The following is a 20100-nucleotide window of genomic DNA, read 5'->3' as shown; positions in this document are numbered from 1 at the left end:
CGCCCACAGACGACGAGAGGATAGACGATCCGGCTTACTACCCGCTACCCACCCAACCCCCCCCCCCTCCCCCCCCCCGCACCCACCCCCCCCCCCCCCCCCCCCCCCCCCCCACCGGCGTCCTGCCGGTCAGCAGATACGCCTCCATGTGGCCGTTGACGCAGGCGTTGTCACCGCCCGAGATGCCGTGTGAGCCGGAGCCCTTCTCGGTGATCAGCACGGAGCCGGCCAGCCGCTGCTGCAGCCTCTGCGACCCGGCGTACGGCGTCGCCGCGTCCCGCTCCGCCGCCAGGATCAGCAGCGGCGGGAGTTCGCCGGGGCCGGTGCGGAGGTCCAGCGGCCGCTGCCGGGGCGCCGGCCAGTACGCGCACGGCAGATTCATCCAGGCATTCGCCCAGGTCTCGAACGGCGCCCGGTGTGCCAGCGCGGTGTTGTCGCGGTCCCAGACCCTCCAGTCCGTCGGCCAGGACGCGTCGTTGCACTGGACGGCCGTGTAGACGGCGTTGCCGTTCTCGTCCTCCACGGCCTCGTCCGGATCGGGTGCGGCCTGTGCGGTCAGCGGCTGCGGATTGCCCTTCAGATACTCCGAGAGCGCGTGCGCGCGCCGCGGCCAGTAGCGGTCGAAGTAGCCGGCCCGGAGGTACGCCGACTGCAGCTCGCCGGGGCCGACCCTGCCACCCGCGGGCTCGTACGCGAGCCGCGCCCGGACCTTCTCGTAACTGTCCAGCACCGCCTCGGGCGTCGCCCCCAGGCCGTACCTTCCGTGGTGCCGGGCGACCCAGGCGCGGAAGTCCGCCCACCGGCTCTCGAAGGCCAGTGACTGCTCCAGGTTGTTGACGTACCAGATCTTCTCCGGCGCGGGATCGACCGCGGAGTCGAGGACCATCCGGCGCACGTGCCGGGGAAAGAGGGTGGCGTGCAGGGCGCCCACGTACGTGCCGTAGGAGGCGCCGAGGAAGGTGAGCTGCTTCTCGTGCAGCGCCGCCCGCAGCACCTCCAGATCGCGGGCGTTGTTCAGCGAGTGGTAGTGGCGCAGGGCCGGGCCCGCGTTGCGGGCGCAGCCCTCGGCGTACGCCTTCGCCCGAGCGATCTGCTCCCGTTTGTACGAGGCCGACGGCCGGACCGGAGCCGGCGTGGGCGCCTTGGCGAAGACCCGGGGGTCCCGGCAGGTCAGCGGGGCCGAACGGCCCACCCCGCGCGGGGCGTAGCCGACCATGTCGTACGCCGCCGCGATCCGCTTCCACTCCGGCGTCCTGCCGAGTTCAGGGAAGTACATGCCCGAACCGCCGGGCCCGCCGGGGTTGTAGACGAGCGCGCCCTGACGTTCGGCCGGTTTGCCGGTGGCCTTCACCCGGCTGACGGTGAGCCGGATCCGACGGCCCCCCGGATCTGCGTAGTCGAGCGGGACGGCGACCGTGCCGCACTCGACGGGCCGGGGGAGCTCCTCGGCGGACGGGCAGGCGCCGAAGGAGATTCCGGTGGTCCACGCGTGCGCGGCGGCGATGGCCGTGCCCGCGTCCTCCGGCGTGGTGCCCGCTTCGACGCCGCCCGCCGGGGCTGAGGCGAGCGCCGACAGGACCAGGGAGCCGATGGCCCCGTACAGCGCTACTGCTCTCATCGCGTTCCCCTTCGTACCGCCAGTGGCACGAAGATCAGCAGAGCGACGCACTTTGTAAAGCACTTCTGTTCGAGTGTCGTGTCATTGACCCCTATGCGCCGTCCGCCGGTCGCCGAGTGCGGCGCGCAGCGCCGGATCGTCGAGCGCGCGGACGCCGTGCACGGCCACCGCGGTGAGGAAGGCCCGTTCCCCGCCGTCGGGTCGCGGGGGCAGCCCGCGCAGCAGCCGTCGGCCGGCCGGGGAGGCCCAGCGGGTGTACGGATGGACCTCGACGCGGGCGATCACGAGACAGCCCAGGGTGAGCACGAGCGGAAGCGTGAACCACATCGCGACGGGACCCTTCTCGCCCTGGCCCTGAGGGAGCGTCAGCAGCGAGGCGGCCGCGAGCGCCAGGGTGAGTGCGGTCGCGCCCCACACGGCCCGCACGGCGCCCGCCAGGCCCGCCCGGACCGTCTCGGGTACGGCGAGACCGGCCGTGACGAGCCGGTCGGAGAGGGCACGTACGGCGTCGTCGGCGGCCGTGGCGTGCCGTATCGCCGCTATCCGGCACTGGCCGTCCGGGCCGATCGCACCGATCACCGAGCGTTCCAGATCGTCCTCGCCCTCCGGGTCGACGACGGTGGCCCAGCCGGTGTGCGCGAGGAGCAGCCGCCGACCGCGGTGCATCGCGACCATCGTCAGCTCGGCCACGCGGTGCGGGCCGCCGGCCAGGAAAGCGGCTTCGTACAGGCTCAACTCGTGGTCACGGACGTGCCCGTGGCCCGGGGCGGGGCTGTCGTCGGAGCCGGAGCCGGAGCCGGAGCCGGAGCCGGAGCCGGAGCCGGGAACAGGGCCGGGAACGGGGCCGGGAACGGGGCCTTGGCCGTGGTCGTCGTGGGCGGCGTCGGCGGCGGCAACGCAGAGCCGGCCGCAGCTGATGCCCGCCGCGGCCCACGCCAGCAGCAGGAAGAGGACCCAGAACATGGCGGATTTCTACGCGAGATCACCTCCTGCGCGCCATGGGAATTCCAGGATGCGGACGACCGTGCGTCATGGACCCGTGGTGGCGGGGCGGGGCCTGCTCACGGCGGGCGGCAGCGGCGGCAGGCTTCTGCCGCAGGTGCTTCGGGGACGGGGTGACCGGGACGGCAGACCGCGGGGTCCTGCCGGGCACCGGCGGCGGGGGACCGGTCGGGCTCGCTGTGGCGGTGCCCGCGTCCTGTGCGGCGATGGCGTCGAAGTCGACGAGTCCGGTCGCCTCCAGGCATTCGATGTGGTCGAGGACGGCCGTGTTGGCGTCGTCGGCGAGGGCGCGCACCAGGGAGTTGCGGGTGGTGTGCCGGACCTCGGCGATCAGCGTGAAGAAGGTGCCATGGGCCTGGCGCAGGGTGTTGGTGAATCTGACCGCGTACTCCTGGCCGTGGGCACCGGTCAGTTCGGTCAGCCAGCCGCGCTGCCGGTCCGTGGGCTGGCTGGGCAGCTCCATGGTGAGCCGGGACGCGACCTCGCGGACCCGGGCGTCGAGATAGGTGTGGCCTTCGACGAGATGCCGGCCGGCCACGGTGACGGCGCGGCTCGGCGCCCGGCCGACGGCCTGCTGCCCGGCCGGGAGCGCCCACAGCCCGGCGAGTCTGACCTGGACGATGAAGTCCCGGTCGGCGGCGGACAGCGGGCCCCAGCGGGTCGGCACGGTATCGGCCGTGGGGCCGGCCGTCCGGTGCGTGCCGGCGCGGTCCGCGTACGACCAGAGGGGGAACACGAGCGCGGCGATGGTCGCCGTCACGGCGACGACGACCATTCCGGTGCCGGCGAGCGGGGTGGAGCGGGCGGGGGTGCGCATGGTGCCTCCTGCGTGCGGCCCGCACGCTACTGGGCGCCGTGCTGATCCCGTGGGCGGTTGCGGGAAGTCAGCCGGAACTGCCCCCACCGCAGCTTGAACCTCCGCCTCCACCGCAGCTGGATCCGCCTCCCGAGCTGCCTCCGCAGCTTGAACCCCCGCCCGAGGAGCTTCCGCAGCCGCTGCTCCCGCCGCAGGAGCTGCCGCTCGCGCCGCCGCAGCCCCCGCCGCCCGACCCGCCGGAGCCGGGCCCCGACGTGGCGCACCACACGACGGCCTGGGCAGGGATGTACGCATCCGGCGAACCGCTGCCACTGCCACTGCCGCTGTGGCCGGCCGACCGGCCACCGGTCCGCCCCAGCCGGGCCGCCGCCATGAGCTGCGCCTGGAACACCGGGTCGGGCAGCGCGCGCAGCCCGCCCAGCGCCACCCGGTGGCCGACGTCCGCGCTGTACGCATGCGCTGCGCGGTACTCCCAGGCCGCCCGCCGGCCCGCGGGGGTGACCTTGCCGCCCGCGCGCGCGGCGCAGACCAACCCGATCACCAGGCCCGCGAGGCAGGCCGGCAGCACCTTCACGATGAACGGGAAGGGAGCGTCCGCGAGCCCGTCGTGCGCCGCGTACTGCACGATCGTCAGGACCATGGCGAGCGGCAGCATGACGAAGGACGCGGCCGCCTGCCAGCCGCCCCGGACGCGCCACGGGCGGCCCGCGCCCGCCGGAACCATCAGTCCGCGTGCCGCGAGCCCGTCGCCGATCTCCTGCACCGCGGGGTTGCGCATCACGGCGAGCCGGAGCGTGTGCAGGGCGCCGCTCGGCGCCGCGGCGAGTTCGAGCAGGACGGCACGCTCGACATGGTTGCGGGCGACGGGCTGCTGGACGGCGACGATGCCCGGGCCGCCGACCGCCAGGCGCCCGTCCGCCTGCATCGCGGCGAGGGCGGTGTCGGCGACACGTGCGGGCCCGCCGTTCAGGAACGCGACCTCCAGCAGGTCGTGCACGGGGCCGCCGGGGCCGCGGCGCGTGCCCGCCACACCCTTGATCAGCAGCACCGAGGAGGCGGCCACGGCGAGATACACCAGCACGGCGAGTACGTTCATCAGCACGGGGTCACCTCCGGACGAGTGCGGCGCGGGCCGCCCGTACGAAACGGGCCGAACGGCGGGGCGGGCGGGACGCCGCCCGGTCCTGCCACCAGTGGGTGAGCCGCCGCCGGGCGGCCGGGTCCTCCGGCCGGCCCGCGATCAGCAGCTGCTCGGCGAAGTCCAGCGCGTCCCGCCGGTAGCCGTCCCGCATGGGGCGGGACTTGGCGTACGCCAGGAACGCGGGCCGGTAGCCGCTCCCGAGGATCTCCGGAAGCTCGGGCGCGACCTTGGCCACGACATCGGCCCGCTTGGCGGCGAGCGCGCGGATCTGCACCTGGAGCCGCCGCGGATCGAAGCCCTCCGGCGCGGGCGTCCCGGCGACCAGCGCGGACAGCAACGCGGCCTGGGCGAGCCCGACCCGCTCCCGCGCGGGCGCGCCGGCCGGCTCGGCCTGCTCGGCCGGCTCGGCCTGCTCGTGGTCGGCCTGCTCGTGGTCCGTCTGCTCGTGGTCCGCCTGCGCGGACTCGGCCTGCGCGGACAGGAGGTCGGCCTCCCGCTCTGCGGCGCCCCGTGTCTCGCCTCGGTCATCGCCTCGCGCACCGTCACCCGGTGCGGCGGCGGCCACCGTCGCCCGGATCGTCTCCAGTTCCGTCTCCAGCTCCGCCGCCGGCGGGAAGTCGTCGTCGCGCTCCAGCAGCACGCCCGGCGGGTCCGTCCGGGAACGCAGCTCCGCAAGGATGTCGAGGACCGGCCGGGAGACCGGGTGCGCGTGCGTGTCGTGCCAGACGCCGTCGCGCTCGACACCACCTGCCACATGGACGTACGCGATCGCCTCGACGGGCAGCTCGTCGAGGGCCTTCACCGGGTCCTCGCCCCGGTTGATGTGATTCGTGTGGAGATTGGCGACATCGATGAGCAGCCGTACGCCGGTCCGCTCGACCAGCTCCGCCAGGAACTGGCCCTCCGTCAGCTCCTCCCCGGGCCAGGAGACCAGCGCCGCGATGTTCTCCAGCGCGAGCGGCACCGGCAGGGAGTCCTGGGCGATGCGTACGTTCTCGCAGAGCACGTCCAGGGCGTCGCGGGTGCGCGGCACGGGCAGCAGATGCCCGGCCTCCAGGCGCGGCGTCGCGGTGAGGGGGCCACCGGCCCGGACGAAGGCGATGTGCTCGGTGACGAGCGGCGATCCGAGTGCCTCGGCACGCTCCGCCAGGTCCGCCAGCCGCTTCTCGTCGGGCCGGTCGGCCCCGCCGATCCCGAGGGAGACACCGTGCGGGACGACGGTGACACCGCGCTCCAGGAGCCGTACGAGGGAAGCGGGAAGGTGGCCGGGGCAGACGTTCTCCGCGACGACCTCGACCCAGTCGACGCCGGGCAGTCGCTCCACGGCGTCCGCGATCTCCGGTCGCCAGCCGATACCGGTGCCGAGCCTGCCGAGCGTGTTGGGCCGGTCGAGCCCGTTGGGCCGGTCGAGCCTCTTCATGGGTCCCCTCCTCTGCATGTGCAGTGGTCATGGCCCCGCCGGACCCTGCCGAATCCGGAGGAGGGGACGTTCAGAGCTTGATTTGAGGTTCCACAGGCCCAAGGGCCTGCCCGGCCCTGGCCGTCAGCCTCCCGCCCCCGGCGCGGGGCGGTCGGTGTTGACCGCGGTCGGCGGTCCGGGCTGCGTCGACGGCCGGGACGTGAACGACTGGTCCTGGCCCGTCGGAGCCACCGGGGACGGCGCGGGCGGCAGGTTGCCGTTCGGGGGCGGCGGGCCCGAGGGGCTGGCCGTCGCGCCGCCCGCGGCCTCGTTGGCGATCGCGTCGAAGTCCACCATGCCGGTGCCTTCGAGCATGGTGATGTGGTCCAGGACGGTCTGGTTCGCGTCGCTCGCCAGCTGGCGTATCAACGTGTTGCGGGTGGTGTGCCGGACCTGGGCGATCAGCGCGAAGACCTTGCCGTGCGCGTTGCGCAGCAGGTTCGCGAACTTGTACTCGTACTCCTTCCCGGTCGCCGCCGACAGCTCGCGCAGCCAGCCCTGCTGCTGCTCGTTGGGCTGGTTCGGCAGTTCCACGCCGAGCTTCGCCGCCACATCACGGGCCCGCTGGTCGAGGTCCGTGTGGCCGACGATGAGGTGGTCCCCGGCGTCCTTGATGGCCTTGCTCGGCGCGCGTTCGATCGCCTGCTGGCCGGCCGGCAGCTCCCACAGTCCGGCCAGCCGGACCTTCACCAGGAAGTCGCGGTCGGTCGCCGACAGCGGGCCCCACTGCGTTGCCACGGACGAGGCGTTGAGGTTCGCCTGCCCGGTTCCGGAGCGGTCGGCGTAGGACCACACGGGGAACGCGAGCGCGCCGACAGTGGCGACCAGCGCCGCGATGATGAGCGCTGTCCCGTTGATACGCCGCAACAAATGTGCCTCCCGAGCCGTTATGCGTGTCGCAGAATCAACCGGCAACCGAACCGGCGGTTCAACCTACTTGGCAGTACTGGAAGGTACGTAACAGGGCCCGGTTCTGTTCAGTTCTCCTCAGCCGCGCTCTGGAGGACCGGCCACGACCGTGACCGAGCCCGGCGCGATCTCCGTGAAGCCCGCGTCCCGTACCGTCGGCAGACCGCTCGTGGCCAGTTCGGCCCAGCGGCCGGGATGCGCGGTCCGTACGGCCAGCGGGAATCCGGCCTCGCGCCACGCCTTGCGCTCGGCGTCGTCCATGTCCCACCACAGCAGTTGCGCCCCGTGCCCGACCTGCGCCATCTCCTTGCCGGTCGACATGTGCAGATCGGGGTTGAGCCAGATCAGGGCCTGGCGGGGGTCGATGTCGCCGGCCGGGTCCGCCGTGTCCTGCGGATCCTGCAGCTCCGTCCCCGACACCTGCAGTTTCACCAGCTCCTTGGGCCAGCCGTCCAGCGGCACCGGCGGAAACACCCGTACCTCGGCGGTCTCTCCCGTCACCGTGATACCGGGGAGCGCCGAGGCCCGCCGCCACTCCGCACCGCGCGCCCGCCGCACCACCTTGCGGATCCGGGCGTCCTGCCAGTCCCGCATCGCCTGCGCCCATTCCCCGTCACCGAGCGAGCGCTCGTCCGAGAGGATGACCAGAACCGCGCGGGCCGCGGCCTCCAGCGCGTCGGTACGGGACGGCGGAGCGGTCTTCTCGATCCGGACCACGAGCGGAAGGACGTACTGCGGAGCCTCGTCGCGCGTGGTGCGCTCCTGCCGGAAGGGACTGTCGGTGCTGTTCACCCGCTCAGTCTGCCAGCGGCCCGGCCGTCGGTTGGGGGCGGTTGTTGGCGGAACGAAAGGCTCCGGGCGACGATGCTCCGCATGAAGAGCGATCTCTTTGCCAGCGAGAACATGGCGCAGCAGGCTTCCGCACCCGGAATGAGCCTGCAGAACGCCAAATCGATCAAGTACGCCGTCAACGGGGAGATGTTCGCGCGACAGGGGGCGATGATCGCCTATCGCGGAAACCTCCAGTTCGAGCGGAAGGGCCAGGGCATAGGCGGCATGCTCAAGCGCGCCGTCACCGGCGAGGGTCTGCCGCTGATGGCCGTACGCGGCCAGGGCGAGGCCTGGTTCGCGCACGAGGCCGCGAACTGTTTCATCGTCGACATCGACCACGGCGACGCGCTCACCATCAACGGCCGCAACGTCCTCTGCTTCGACCCGACGCTCGCGTACGAGATCAAGACCGTGAAAGGCGCCGGAATGACCGGAGGCGGCCTGTTCAACAGCGTCTTCACCGGCTACGGCAAGCTCGGGGTGATGTGTGAGGGCAACCCGCTGGTGATCCCCGTCACCGCGCAGCAGCCCGTGTACGTGGACACCGACGCGGTCGTCGGCTGGAGCGCCCAGCTGAACACGTCGCTGCACCGCTCGCAGTCCATCGGCTCGATGCTCCGCGGCGGCTCGGGCGAGGCGGTCCAGCTGATGCTGCAGGGCGAGGGATTCGTGATCGTCAGGCCGAGCGAGCTGACCCAGCAGAAGGCGTCGGCGAACTGAAACTGCGAGGAGTGGGCCGCCGTTACGGCCTGGGCGGCCCGTGGGTGCTGCGCGGAGTCGGCCTCGACCTGGCCGCGGGGACGCTGGTCCGGGTCGAGGGCGGCAACGGCAGTGGAAAATCCACCCTGCTGCGGCTGCTCGCCGGGATCGACGCGCCGACCGAGGGACGCATCACGGGACGGCCGCGCACGGCGTACGTGCCCGAACGGTTCCCGGCCGCGCTGCCGTTCACCGCGACCGGCTATCTCGTCCACGTCGGCCGTGTCCATGGCCTCGGCCGCGGTGCGGCGGAGCGCGGCGCGCGTGAGTGGCTGGAGCGTTTCGGAGCCTCGGGTCATGCGCGTACGCCGCTGACCGAACTGTCCAAGGGCACCAGCCAGAAGGTCGCCGTGGCCCAGGCGCTGATCGCCGAGCCGGAGCTGCTGGTCCTCGACGAGGCCTGGACAGGTCTCGACACCGGGGCCCGCGCCGAACTCGACCTGGCCGTCGCGCAGCGCGTCGCCGCCGGAGCGACGGTCGTCTTCGTCGACCACGATCCGCGGCGGCTGGCGGGCGCGGTCGACGTGGGGCATCGCGTCGAGGGCACGGGGCTGGTGCCGGCGCCGGTCACGCCCTCACCTGTGGCGGCAGGAGCGGTCCGCATCGTCGTGTCGGGCCCGCCGGGAGCGGCACTGCCCGCCGGGCTGCCGGTGTCGCGCACGCGCGGTGCGGGCTCGGACGGTGCGGGCACGGGCGCGGGTGGCGATGAGGGCGCGGACCGTGCGGGCACACACGGCATCGCCGTCCTGGAGGTGCCGGACACCCACTCGGACGCGGCGCTGCGGGCACTGCTGACGGCCCGCCCGCCGTGGCACGTACGGTCCGTGGCCCCCGTGCCGGCCGGTCCGGACGCCGGGGCCCGCGAGGGGGACTCATGAGTGCGCTCATCCGCTACCAGTCCGCCCTGCTGGTGCGCTCGCAGCGCTGGCTGGCGCCCGTCCTGCTGTACGCGGCCTTCCTCGCCGTCGGTGTGCAGTCCGGGCAGCCCGTGCTGGACTCGCTCGGGTACGCCGCCGCCGGGCTGTTGCCCGTCACCGCCTGCCTGGTCCGGGTCTGCGCCAACCAGGAGCCCGCCGCCGCCCGGAACATCGTGGCAGCGGCGGCCGGCCCGCCACGGGTCCACCTCGCCACGCTGGCCACGGCCGCGGGCTGGGCGGCCCTCCTGGGCATCGCCGGCACCGTCGTCGTCGCGCTGATCAGCAAACCGATGAGCGGCGACAACCGCGTCGCCGTCCCCCTCCTGCCCGCGACCGCCGCCGGGCTGCTCGCCGCCGCGGTGTGTGTGCTGACCGGCGCGGCGGTCGGGGCGCTGTGCACCCGGCCGGTGCTGCACGGCCGCGGCTGGTCGATCGCGGCCACCGCGTCGGCCTCGCTGCTCGCCCTGGTCCTGGCCGGCTCCCCGGCGCAGGCGGCTGTCACCGGCCTGGTCACCGGCTCCCGCACCGGGGCCGTGCACCATCCGGTGGCTCCGCTCGCGGGGGCGGTGCTGGTCGCGGCCGCGGCGGTCGCCCTGACCTGCCTGCTGAGCCACCGGCGCGACGGCGGTGACGGGTGACGGGTGACGGGTGACGGGTGACGGGGAGACGGGAGACGGCGGGGACGGGTGACGGTGAGATGACGGGTGACGACGGGTGTGACGACGCGGAGACACGGGATGCCGGGGGACAGGCCCTAGTCTCGTCCGTATGGACGAAGCAACCCCGTACTGCGAGCCCTCGGCCGCCGCGCCGCAGGCCACGCCCGCCCAAGCGGACGGCCCGTTCGCGGACTGCGTGCTGTGCGGAGAGCCGACGGAGTACCCCGAGTCGGTCAAGGGCGCGACCCTGTGCCCGGTCTGCGAATGGCGCGAGGCCGAGCGCAGGGCCTGCTCGGGCTAGGGAATGTCCGGTGGATCAGGTCGCGCGCGGCAAGATCCACAGGGCAGCCGCCTACGGCGCGCCGCCCGCGCCTGCCATCAGCTCGGAGACCTTGACGAAGCGGTAGCCGCGCCGACGCAGCTCCGGGACGATCCGCCGGACCGCCTCCTCGGTGACCGGCGCCGCGCGGCGGGTGCAGTGCATCACGACCAGCGAACCCGGCTTCACTCCTGACAGGACCTGCTCCACTACCGCCTCCGGGTCCTTCGCGAAGGCGTCGCCGCTCACCACGTCCCACTGCACGGCCGTGACCTCGGCCGGGGCCAGTGCGCGCAGCGCGCGCTCGTCGTAACAGCCGCCGGGGAAGCGGAAGTAGGGCACGACATTGCGCGCGCCCGCCGTGCGGAATGCCGCGAATGCCCGTCGGACATCGGCGGCCATCTGCTCCTTGCCGACCATCGGCAGCCCGTAACACGGGGAGGCGAAGGCGTAGTGGCTGTAGGAGTGGTTGGCGATCTCGAAGAGCGGATCGTTGCCGATGGCCCGCGCCTGGTCGGGATACTGCTCGGCCCAGCGGCCGGTCATGAAGACGGTGGACGGGACCTTGAGACGGCGCAGTGAGGCGATCAGCCGGGGGTTGTCGAAACGCTCACCGCGCGCCGCTCTCGGGCCCTGGTCGGCCGTCATGTCGGCGTCGAAGGTGAGGGCGACCGTCTTGCCGGCGGCTGCGGACCCGGCGGTTGAGCCGGCTGCGGACCCGGTGGCTGACCTGGTCGGGGCCCGTTCGAAGACGCGGGTCAGTCCGTCCGGTCCCGGAGCCAGGGTGGGCGGCTTCGCCGGCGCGGCGGGTTGGGCGGGTCCGGCGGGAGCGACGGGCTCGGAGGGAGCGGCGGGCTCGGGGGCCGCGGCAGGTGCGGACGGAGCGACCGCGGCGGGTGCGGCGGCGCCGTCCCCCGCTCCGCCGACGGTGCACCCGGTCAGCGCCGCCCCGATCGCCGCCAGTGCAGTCAATCTCCGTACAAAAATGCTCACTCGCGGAAAGTATACGATCATCCGCTGATGCCGGGTACGCCTCGCCCTGACGGTCCGTCAAGAAGATTTCCTTGCGGATGCGATGAGCAAAACCAGGTGCGCCATCCGTATGAAGGGCCGGACGCGTCCCCCGGTCTCCTTCGGCGACCGGAGTCCGTACCCCCCGCAGGAGGCAAAGAGTTGAGTCACAGGCGCATACCCAAGCGGAAGGCGATTCTCGCCGGAGCCGGGGCGGTGGGCATTGCCGCAGCGGCCGTGCTGCTGCCGAATGCCAACGCTTCGCAGTCCGGGTCGGGGGACGAGCCGGACGCCCCCAGGAAGATGAGCGCGGCGTCCGCCGCGAAGCTCGTCCAGCAGCTGGGCGAGCAGCTCGGCGAGTCCTACGGCGGGGCGTACTACGACGCGGCGAAGAAGCAGCTCGTCGTCAATGTCGTGGGCGACAACGACAACGTGAGCGGCCAGGTCGAGCGGGCCGGTGCGGTGGCCCGCAGCGTGCAGAACAGCGCGAGCACCCTGAAGTCCGCGACGCAGTCGCTGTCCCGCGACGCGAGCGTTCCGGGGACCGCCTGGGCCGTCGACCCGAGGACGAACCAGATCCTGGTCACCGCCGACCGCACGGTCACCGGCGGGCGCTGGGACAGACTCGAATCGGCGGTCGAGTCCCTGGGTGACGGCGTGGCCCGGATCCAGAAGTCCGCGGGCGAGTTCAAGCCCTTCATCGAGGGCGGGGACGCCATCTTCGGCGGCGGCTCGCGCTGCTCGCTCGGCTTCAACGTGACGACGCAGGACGGTCAGCCCGGATTCCTCACCGCGGGCCACTGCGGCGTCGCCGCCGAGCAGTGGTCGGAGGACCAGAACGGCGCGCCCATCGGTACGGTCCAGGAGGCCGTCTTCCCCGGCGAGGGCGATTTCGCGCTCGTCACGTACGACGATCCGGGCACCGAGGCTCCGAGCGCCGTCGATGTCGGCAACGGACAGCTCGTGGAGATCGGGCAGGCGGCCGACGCGGCCGTCGGCCAGGAGGTCTTCCGCATGGGCAGCACCACCGGCCTGAACGGCGGCCAGGTCACCGGCCTGAACGCCACCGTGAACTACCCGGAGGGCACGGTCACGGGGCTCATCCAGACCAACGTCTGCGCGGAGCCGGGCGACAGCGGCGGAGCCCTGTTCACCAGGGAAGGGGACGCGGTCGGCCTCACCTCGGGCGGGAGCGGGGACTGCACTTCGGGCGGTGAGACGTTCTTCCAGCCGGTGACGACCGCACTGGCCGCGGTCGGCGCCGAGATCGGCTGACACACGCAGCGGTGGGCCCCGGGCATCGGCGGATGCCCGGGGCCCACGCGCGGCCTCTCCCGTCCGAACGCGCGCTCGGGCATCCTCGACGCTGAAGCGGCGTGCGCCGTGGGTGCGTTCCGGAGAAACGGGTGGGGAACATGAGACGGATCACGGGTGTCGCGGGGCTGCTGGCCGCGGCTCTGCTGCTGTCGGGGTGCGACGGGAGCGGCGCGGCGAAAGGCGCGCCGGACAGCACGGCGAGCAGCGCGCCGGCCACCGCCTCCCCGTCTTCGCCCTCGCCCCGTCCGTCCCCTTCGCCGTCCCCGCCGGACGCGCCCACCGCCGTCCCCGCCCCCGCGCCCACCGACAAGGACGAACGACTGGTCGCCGCGACCATGACCGGCGGTATCGACGGCAGTCACGAAAGCGTCATCGTCCGCGGCGACGGCTCGTACACCCGCCTGGGGCGCGGCAAGCCCGATGAGTCGGGCCGGTTGACACCGGCCGAACTCGCGACGCTCCGCAAGGCACTTTCGGACGCGGACTTCCCGCGACTCCCACGGATCTCGATGGGAGATCCGGTCCCTGACGGACGGGTGTACGCGATCATCTACGGCGGCCGCGAGGTCGTGACCGGCGACCCGGCGCCACCGCCCGCGCTCGGCAGGGTGATCTCCGCGCTGCCGTTCGCGGACCGGTGACCGGACCGGCTGACGCGGATCGGTCGGCGACCGGGACCGGAGCCCCGGACCGGAGCCCGGTCCGGGGCTCGCGCCGTGCGGCGCCCCCGTCCCCGCGGGCATCAACTCTGGCTGGCATCGATTTTGGCGAGAGGGCAGCAGGTTGTACCACGTTTGACTTTCCTATGTCGATATGCCTACTTTGGAGCCAGATTGGTGGAAACGATCGCCTTTTTGCCTTATGAAAAGGTAAAGGCGAGCAATCTCAAGATCCCGATCGACGACCACCATGTTGTCGGTTGTCCGACGGACAGATGCCCCGCCGCGGGGCTGCTCGACTGAGCAGCCCGGGCAGGCCCGATGCCGCGCGTTCAGCGCGTGAGCCGGCCGTGGCAATTCCCGCCATTTCAAGGCCGACGTACCGGGTCCTTTCGTGAACGCATCGTATTTACACCGGTGCTGACGCCACCGCGGCCGTGCAGGGTTCTCAGTCCCGTCCATGCCCCGGGAAGGGAAAGCACCATGCGGGCAAAGACATCCATGATATTCAGGCTGTTCGCCAGCCTGTTCGCGGCTCTGGCTCTGACCCTCGGCGGAGCCGGCATATCGAGTGCCACACCCAGCACGTCCCAGCCGTCGCACTACTACTGCGACTACTACTGGGTCGGCTTCGGCTTCTTCGATCCTTACTACGCCTACTACTGCTACGACGACGGATATCGCGGCGACCGCGGATACCGCTACTACGACGACTACGGCTACTACTACGACAACGGTGACCGGGGATTCGGTGACCGTGGCGACAACCGTGACCGTGGCGGCAACTTCGGCGACCGTGGCGACAACGGTGACCGTGGCGGGAACTTCGGCGACCGTGGCGGTAACGGTGGCGGCGACCGTGGTGGCAACGGCGGTGGCAACGGCGGTGGCGGCGACCGTGGCGGCAACGGCGGTGGTGGCCGCTGACGCCGACGCATCACTTCGGTGATGCCGACAGGCTTCACTCCGGTGGTCCCCGCGTCGCGACGGCGGCGCGGGGACCAGTCGCGTCCCGCCGCATCGGCATGGGAATACGGACACCGGAATACCGGCTCACTCCGAACGCTTCGGTACCCCCTCCAGCAGCAGCCTCCTGGACACTTCCACGTCGAAGTCACCCTTCGGATACTGCGGATCCAGCTCCTCCAGGTGCTCCTGGAGCAGTCGGCTGACCGCCCAGTTCCGGTACCACTTGCGGTCGGCCGGGACGACGTACCACGGGGCCTCGGGAGTCGAGCAGTGCTCCAGCACCAGCTCGTACGCCTTCTGGTACGCGGGCCACAGCGCGCGCTCCTCGATGTCGCCCGCGTCGAACTTCCAGTGCTTGTGGGGATTGTCCAGCCGTGCCAGCAGCCGACGGTGCTGCTCCTCGTACGAGATGTGCAGAAAGACCTTGACCACCGTCACGCCGTCCTCGGCGAGCGACTTCTCGAACTGGTTGATCTCGTCGTAGCGGCGGCGGATCCGGCCGCGAGGTGCCAGGTCACGCACCCGTGCGATCAGGACGTCCTCGTAGTGCGACCGGTCGAAGATGCCGATCTCGCCGGAGCGCGGCAGCTCCCGCATGATCCGCCACAGGAAGGGATGGTCCTGTTCCTCCGGGGTCGGAGCCTTGAACGCCTTGATCCGGCAGCCGACCGGGTTGAACAGCCCGATCACATGCTTGACCGTGCCGCCCTTGCCGCTGGTGTCCATGCCCTGGAGCACCAGCAGCAGTCTGCGGCGGTCGCCCGCCGTGCCGGCCGCGTACAGCCGTTCCTGCAGGTCCGCGAGGTGTTCGCCCATCGCGGCCATCGCCGCGAGGGCGGCGGTCTTGTCCCCGGGGCCGGCCGGGGTGGCCCCGGCGTCGTACGAGGCGAGGTCGCCCCCTTCGCCCGGTCGGACGCGGAGCAGTTCACGGAGCCGGTCGGGCTTCTTGTCCACAGAGTTCTTCTTCGCCATCTTGTGCCCCTTCCCGGTCCGGCCCCCCTTCCCCGATCCTCCATCGGAACGGACGGCAGCCGAATGGCAGCGACCCGGCGCCGGATCCCTCCCCGGCTGTCGCTCGCTCTGCGGTCGTACCTTTGGCGGTCGTACCTTGGGCGTTCGTGGGTACTGCGGTCATGAGGCAACTCCCTGCCGGCGGACAGGAGATGTGACCCGCATGTGCGCACCATGCGTTCAGGCATGCCTGCAATTGCGCGTGAAGCATGCGGGTCACTGTGCCCCGTGGGGGAGCCGGTGTTACGCCAGCTTGGCGGAGAGCGTGATCGTCGTACCCGTCAGCGCCTGGCTCACCGGGCAGTTCTTCTTGGCTTCCTCGGCGGCCGCCTGGAAGCCGTCCTCGTCGAGGCCGGGGACCTCACCGGTGACGGTCAGGTGGATACCGGTGATGCCCTCACCCGGCTGGAAGGTGACGTCGGCCTTGGTCTCCAGACGGGTGGGCGGGGTACCCGCACCGGTGAGTCCGTGGGACAGGGCCATGGAGAAGCAGCTGGAGTGCGCGCCGGCGATGAGCTCCTCGGGGCTGGTCTTGCCGTTCGCCTGCTCGGCGCGCGACGGCCAGGAGACGGGCTGGCTCGGGATGCCGGAGGAGTCGAAGGAGACGACGCCCGAGCCCTTGAGCAGCTCACCTTCCCAGACGGTGTGCGCCGTACGCGTGGTGGCCATGATGGATCCCTTCTAAAGGACTGCAAAGATTGCAACGAATCGGTTCCAACCGGCCCCAACCTACTGGAATCTACGGGCCGACAAGGCCCTTCGCGTCCCGGGCGAGCGCCGTCAGCCGGGAGATCGCCCGGAAGTACTTCTTCCGGTACCCGCCCTTCAGCATCTCGTCGCTGAACAGCTGGTCGAAGGGGAGGCCGGAGGCCAGCACCGGCACCTCACGGTCGTACAGCCGGTCGGCGAGGACGACGAGCCGCAGGGCCGTCGACTGGTCCGGCACCGGCCGCACATCGGTGAGGCAGACCGCGCTCAGCTCGTCCGTCAGCGCGCCGTAACGGCTGGGGTGGACGCGCGCGAGGTGCTCCAGCAGCCGGGGGAAGTCGTCGAGGGAGGCGCCCTCGGTGGCGTACGCGGCCTTGGTGACCTGCTCGTCCGAGTACGGCGGCGGGGCCTCGGGCAGTCCGCGGTGGCGGTAGTCCTCGCCGTCGATCCGCAGCGGCCGGAAGTGCGCGGAGAGGCCCTGGATCTCGCGGAGGAAGTCGACGGCGGCGAAGCGGCCCTCGCCGAGCTTGCCGGGCAGCGTGTTGGAGGTGGCAGCGAGCGCGACGCCCGCGTCCACGAGCTTGCCGAGCAGGGTCGACACGAGGACGGTGTCGCCCGGGTCGTCCAGCTCGAACTCGTCGATGCAGAGGAGGCGGTGCCCGCTGAGCGTCTTCACCGTCTGCTGGAAGCCGAGCGCACCGACGAGATTGGTCAGCTCCACGAAGGTGCCGAAGGCCTTGAGGGCCGGCTCGGCGGGCGTCGCGTGCCAGAGCGAGGCCAGCAGATGGGTCTTGCCGACGCCGTAGCCGCCGTCCAGGTACATCCCGCGCGGCCCGGTGGGCTCCGGCGGCTTCCTGGCGAACCAGCGGCGCCTGCCGCTGCCGGTGGCGTGCGCACCGCCCAGACCCGCCGCGAAGGTGCTCAGCACGGTGACCGCCTCGGCCTGGCTGGGCTGGTCCGGGTCGGGGACGTACGTGTCGAAGCGGACCGAGTCGAAGCGCGGCGGCGGCACCATCTCGGCGACCAGACGGTCGGCGGGGACGTGGGGCTCGCGGGCGCACAGGGACAGCGGGACCGCTTCGGTTATGGGGGTGGTCGACACAACCATCCACTGTACTGAGTCGCGCCGTGCCTGCGTGCGCCGCGCTCCGGGAGTCGCACCCGCGTCCCGCCGCACTCCGGGAAGGGCGGCGGGGGCGTGCCAGACTGCACGGCATGCGACGCCTGTTCCCTGTGACCGACCCGGCAGCCGAGACGACCGACCGGGAGTGGGGGCTCGACGAGCTGGCCGACGCCTACGCGTACCCGTCCGGCGGCGGTCCCTGGCTGCGGGCCAACATGGTCTCGTCCCTGGACGGAGCGGCCCAGCACGACGGACGCTCCCAGCCGCTCTCCTCCGACATGGACATGCGGATCTTCGGCACCCTGCGGGCGCTGGCCGACGTGGTGGTCGTCGGCGCGGAAACGGTACGGCAGGAGGGCTACCGGCCGGCCCGCGCCCGGGAGGCCTTCGCCGCGCGCCGGGAGGCCGCGGGGCAGGGCCCCGCCCCCGCGATCGCCGTGGTCACCGCGAGCCTCGACCTGGACTTCACACTCCCCCTCTTCACCTCCCCCCTGGTGCCGACGCTGATCCTGACCGGAGCCGCGGCGCCCCCGGACCGGGTCGCCGCGGCGCGGGAGGCGGGCGCTCAGGTGCTGATCGCCGGCGAGGGGCGGGGCGTCGACCCGGCCGGCGCCGTCCAGGCCCTGGCCGAACGGGGACTGCGACGGCTGCTCACCGAGGGCGGACCGCGGCTGCTGGGCCAGTTCGTGGCGTCGGGAGTGCTGGACGAGCTGTGCCTCACCGTGTCCCCGACGCTCACGGCGGGGGACGCCCAGCGGATCGCGGGAGGCCCGTCGCGGAGGGTGCCCGAACACTTCGCACTGGCGTCGGTGCTGGAGGAGGCCGGGTTCCTCTTCACCCGCTACCGTCGGATCTGACAAGCGGCGGAATTAGCTGCTCCGTTTAGGTCCGGGTGGGCACACTGGTCTCAGACCCCGTGCGGGCACGGGGAAGGATGGTTTCCGCAGAAGGGCTCCTGACGTGTTCACAAGCGTATTGATGATCGAGAAGCCCCTCACGTCCACCGACGTGGAGTTCGTCACGACCCTGCACGGGGACGAGCCGACCTCCTTCGTCGTCCTCATGCAGCCGCGCGGCGACCAGGCCGACCTTCTGCTGCGCGCCATCGACGACGTGGCCATGGGTGAGCTGAAGGAAGCCGTCCGCGAGGGTGAGGAGCCCGGGGGCGAGGAAGCCAGGAAGCCCGCGGAGCTCGCCCTCGAGAACTCCCTGGCCGCCCTGCGGGCCGCCGGCTCCGAGGCCGTCGGGCAGGTCGTCGAGGACCACCCCCTGGACAAGATGAAGGCCGTCGTCGAGGAGTCCGGCGCGGACGAGGTCATCGTCATGACCGCACCCCACTACGTCGAGGAGTTCTTCCACCGCGACTGGGCCTCCCGCGCCCGGCACAAGGTCGGCGTACCGGTGCTCAAGCTCTTCGCGCACAGCGAATAGGCTGGGGCCTTCGCACGACGTCGCACCCCTGGGAGACACAGTCATGGCATCCGGCATCCCCCACGCCATGGAACGGCCGCACTTCATCGGCATCGGCGGCGCCGGAATGTCCGGGATCGCGAAGATCCTCGCTCAGCGGGGCGCGAAGGTCGCCGGCAGCGACGCCAAGGAGTCCGCCACCGCGGAGGCGCTGCGGGCGCTCGGTGTGACCGTTCACATCGGACATGCCACCGAGCACCTCGCGGACGACGCGTCGTGCGTCGTCGTCTCCAGCGCCATCCGCACCGACAATCCCGAGCTGGCCCGCGCCGCCGAGCTGGGCGTGCCGGTCGTGCACCGCTCCGACGCGCTCGCGGCGCTCATGCGCACCTCGCGCACCATCGCGGTGGCCGGCACCCACGGCAAGACCACGACCACGTCGATGCTCGCCGTCGCGCTCACCGAGCTGGGCCTCGACCCGTCGTACGCGATCGGCGGCGACCTCGCCGGACCGGGGACGAACGCCCGCCACGGCGACGGCGAGATCTTCGTCGCCGAGGCCGACGAGAGCGACCGCAGCTTCCAGAAGTACGACCCGGACGTCGCGATCGTCCTCAACGTCGAACTCGACCACCACGCCAACTACGCGTCGATGGACGAGATCTACGAGTCCTTCGAGGCCTTCGTCGCCAAGATCCCGGCGGGCGGCACTCTGGTCGTCGGCGAGCACGCGGGCGCCCGGGAACTGGCCTCGCGGGTCGCCGCCCGCGAGGACCTGACGATCGTCAGGGTCGGCGAGGACGACGGCTCCGACGTCCGGATCCGCCGCATCCAGCCGAACGGCATGACCAGCGAGGTCACCGTCGCCATCCCGGACCACGGCGAGATCACCTTCACCGTCTCCGTCCCCGGCCGCCACTACGCCCACAACGCCGCCGCGGCACTGGCCGCCGGCGTCCGCATGGGCATCGAGCCCGCCGACCTGGCCCGTGCCCTCACCGCGTACACCGGTGTCGGCCGCCGCCTCCAGCTCAAGGGCGAGACCAAGGGCGTCCAGGTCATCGACTCGTACGCGCACCACCCCACCGAGATGACCGCCGACCTGGAGGCCATGCGCGCGGCGGCGGGGGACCGGCGCCTGCTGGTCGTCTTCCAGCCGCACCTCTTCTCCCGCACACAGGAACTCGGCACGGAAATGGGCCAGGCCCTCGCCCTCGCCGACGCCTCCGTCGTCCTCGACATCTACCCGGCGCGCGAGGACCCGGTCCCCGGCGTCACCAGCGCCCTCATCATCGACGCGGCCACCGCGGCGGGCGCCGCCGTGACCCCTGTCCACGACAAGGCGACCGTCCCGGACGTGATCGCGGGAATGGCCGCCCCCGGTGATCTCGTTCTCACCATGGGCGCGGGCGATGTGACGGATCTCGGACCGGAGATCCTGGCCCGCCTCGCCGAGTGAGG

At 72.1% G+C, this 20100-nt stretch carries 22 protein-coding genes; 11 read left to right on the top strand and 11 right to left on the bottom strand.

Annotation, left to right across the window (positions count from 1 at the left end):
• Positions 1-37 precede the first annotated feature (37 nt).
• The 7 genes from AC0699_RS30055 to AC0699_RS30025 all read right to left on the bottom strand — a co-directional run bounded on the left by AC0699_RS30055 (position 38) and on the right by AC0699_RS30025 (position 7738).
• A complete protein-coding gene (locus tag AC0699_RS30055) occupies positions 38-1618 on the bottom strand; it encodes an alpha/beta hydrolase (RefSeq protein ID WP_478666523.1) in 1581 nt (526 codons plus the stop codon).
• Positions 1619-1699: 81 nt separating this feature from the next.
• On the bottom strand, positions 1700-2581 hold the full coding sequence (locus AC0699_RS30050) for a TIGR04222 domain-containing membrane protein (RefSeq protein ID WP_478666520.1): 882 nt from the start codon (positions 2579-2581) through the stop codon (positions 1700-1702).
• Positions 2582-2600: 19 nt separating this feature from the next.
• On the bottom strand, positions 2601-3437 hold the full coding sequence (locus AC0699_RS30045) for a DUF4142 domain-containing protein (RefSeq protein ID WP_478666517.1): 837 nt from the start codon (positions 3435-3437) through the stop codon (positions 2601-2603).
• Positions 3438-3504: 67 nt separating this feature from the next.
• A complete protein-coding gene (locus AC0699_RS30040; RefSeq protein WP_478666546.1) occupies positions 3505-4533 on the bottom strand; it encodes a TIGR04222 domain-containing membrane protein in 1029 nt (342 codons plus the stop codon).
• A gap of 10 nt (positions 4534-4543) precedes the next feature.
• Positions 4544-5998, bottom strand: a complete 1455-nt coding sequence (locus AC0699_RS30035) for an MbnB/TglH/ChrH family RiPP precursor modification enzyme (protein WP_478666514.1) — start codon at positions 5996-5998, stop codon at positions 4544-4546.
• Positions 5999-6121: 123 nt separating this feature from the next.
• Positions 6122-6904, bottom strand: coding sequence for a DUF4142 domain-containing protein (locus AC0699_RS30030; protein ID WP_478666511.1), 783 nt, complete (start codon positions 6902-6904; stop codon positions 6122-6124).
• Positions 6905-7024: 120 nt separating this feature from the next.
• On the bottom strand, positions 7025-7738 hold the full coding sequence (locus AC0699_RS30025) for a peptidyl-tRNA hydrolase (RefSeq protein ID WP_478666508.1): 714 nt from the start codon (positions 7736-7738) through the stop codon (positions 7025-7027).
• An 81-nt stretch (positions 7739-7819) separates the two neighbouring features.
• Here AC0699_RS30025 and AC0699_RS30020 point away from each other — a divergent pair, with 81 nt between their 5' ends.
• The 4 genes from AC0699_RS30020 (at position 7820) to AC0699_RS30005 (ending at position 10413) form a co-directional block, all read left to right on the top strand.
• Positions 7820-8497: an AIM24 family protein gene (locus AC0699_RS30020; RefSeq protein ID WP_478666505.1), complete on the top strand. Its 678-nt coding sequence runs from the start codon at positions 7820-7822 to the stop codon at positions 8495-8497.
• Between the two features lie 11 nt (positions 8498-8508).
• Complete coding sequence (locus AC0699_RS30015) at positions 8509-9414, top strand: ABC transporter ATP-binding protein (protein ID WP_478666503.1); 906 nt, start codon at positions 8509-8511, stop codon at positions 9412-9414.
• Entirely contained in the window at positions 9411-10091 is a 681-nt protein-coding gene (locus AC0699_RS30010) for an ABC transporter (RefSeq protein ID WP_478666499.1), read from the top strand. The genes AC0699_RS30015 and AC0699_RS30010 overlap by 4 nt, the downstream gene beginning before the upstream one ends.
• A 130-nt stretch (positions 10092-10221) precedes the next feature.
• Positions 10222-10413, top strand: coding sequence for a hypothetical protein (locus tag AC0699_RS30005; protein WP_478666496.1), 192 nt, complete (start codon positions 10222-10224; stop codon positions 10411-10413).
• A 51-nt stretch (positions 10414-10464) separates the two neighbouring features.
• Here AC0699_RS30005 and AC0699_RS30000 read toward each other — a convergent pair whose 3' ends face one another.
• The gene (locus AC0699_RS30000; protein ID WP_478666495.1) at positions 10465-11445 is read right to left on the bottom strand and encodes a polysaccharide deacetylase family protein; all 981 of its coding nucleotides are present in this window, start codon (positions 11443-11445) and stop codon (positions 10465-10467) included.
• 159 nt (positions 11446-11604) lie between these two features.
• Between AC0699_RS30000 and AC0699_RS29995 the strand changes: the two genes are divergently transcribed.
• The 4 genes from AC0699_RS29995 to AC0699_RS29980 all read left to right on the top strand — a co-directional run bounded on the left by AC0699_RS29995 (position 11605) and on the right by AC0699_RS29980 (position 14345).
• Positions 11605-12717, top strand: coding sequence for a S1 family peptidase (locus AC0699_RS29995; protein WP_478666492.1), 1113 nt, complete (start codon positions 11605-11607; stop codon positions 12715-12717).
• 140 nt (positions 12718-12857) lie between these two features.
• Positions 12858-13400 (top strand): hypothetical protein, encoded by a 543-nt coding sequence (locus AC0699_RS29990; protein WP_478666490.1) that lies wholly within the window; start codon positions 12858-12860, stop codon positions 13398-13400.
• Positions 13401-13595: 195 nt separating this feature from the next.
• A complete protein-coding gene (locus AC0699_RS29985) occupies positions 13596-13721 on the top strand; it encodes a hypothetical protein (protein WP_478666488.1) in 126 nt (41 codons plus the stop codon).
• 198 nt (positions 13722-13919) lie between these two features.
• A complete protein-coding gene (locus tag AC0699_RS29980) occupies positions 13920-14345 on the top strand; it encodes a hypothetical protein (RefSeq protein WP_478666485.1) in 426 nt (141 codons plus the stop codon).
• A 126-nt stretch (positions 14346-14471) separates the two neighbouring features.
• Here the strand turns inward: AC0699_RS29980 and AC0699_RS29975 are convergent, their stop codons facing one another.
• From AC0699_RS29975 to zapE, 3 genes are all read right to left on the bottom strand, one after another.
• Positions 14472-15359: a PPK2 family polyphosphate kinase gene (locus tag AC0699_RS29975; protein ID WP_478666482.1), complete on the bottom strand. Its 888-nt coding sequence runs from the start codon at positions 15357-15359 to the stop codon at positions 14472-14474.
• Positions 15360-15641: 282 nt separating this feature from the next.
• Positions 15642-16067 (bottom strand): OsmC family protein, encoded by a 426-nt coding sequence (locus tag AC0699_RS29970; RefSeq protein ID WP_478666478.1) that lies wholly within the window; start codon positions 16065-16067, stop codon positions 15642-15644.
• A gap of 70 nt (positions 16068-16137) precedes the next feature.
• Entirely contained in the window at positions 16138-17214 is a 1077-nt protein-coding gene (gene zapE / locus AC0699_RS29965; RefSeq protein WP_478666475.1) for a cell division protein ZapE, read from the bottom strand.
• Between the two features lie 107 nt (positions 17215-17321).
• On the opposite strand from zapE, the gene AC0699_RS29960 reads away from it, so the two are divergent.
• From AC0699_RS29960 to murC, 3 genes are all read left to right on the top strand, one after another.
• Positions 17322-18086, top strand: coding sequence for a pyrimidine reductase family protein (locus tag AC0699_RS29960; RefSeq protein WP_478666473.1), 765 nt, complete (start codon positions 17322-17324; stop codon positions 18084-18086).
• A gap of 103 nt (positions 18087-18189) precedes the next feature.
• The gene (locus tag AC0699_RS29955) at positions 18190-18660 is read left to right on the top strand and encodes an indole-3-glycerol phosphate synthase (RefSeq protein ID WP_469772251.1); all 471 of its coding nucleotides are present in this window, start codon (positions 18190-18192) and stop codon (positions 18658-18660) included.
• Positions 18661-18703: 43 nt separating this feature from the next.
• Positions 18704-20098, top strand: coding sequence for a UDP-N-acetylmuramate--L-alanine ligase (gene murC, locus AC0699_RS29950; protein WP_478666467.1), 1395 nt, complete (start codon positions 18704-18706; stop codon positions 20096-20098).
• Positions 20099-20100 lie beyond the last annotated feature (2 nt).

It is taken from the genome of Streptomyces sp. NPDC043870, from assembly GCF_056435785.1.
Note: the sequence above shows the minus strand (reverse complement) of the source record. Positions and strands in the feature narration are given on the sequence as shown.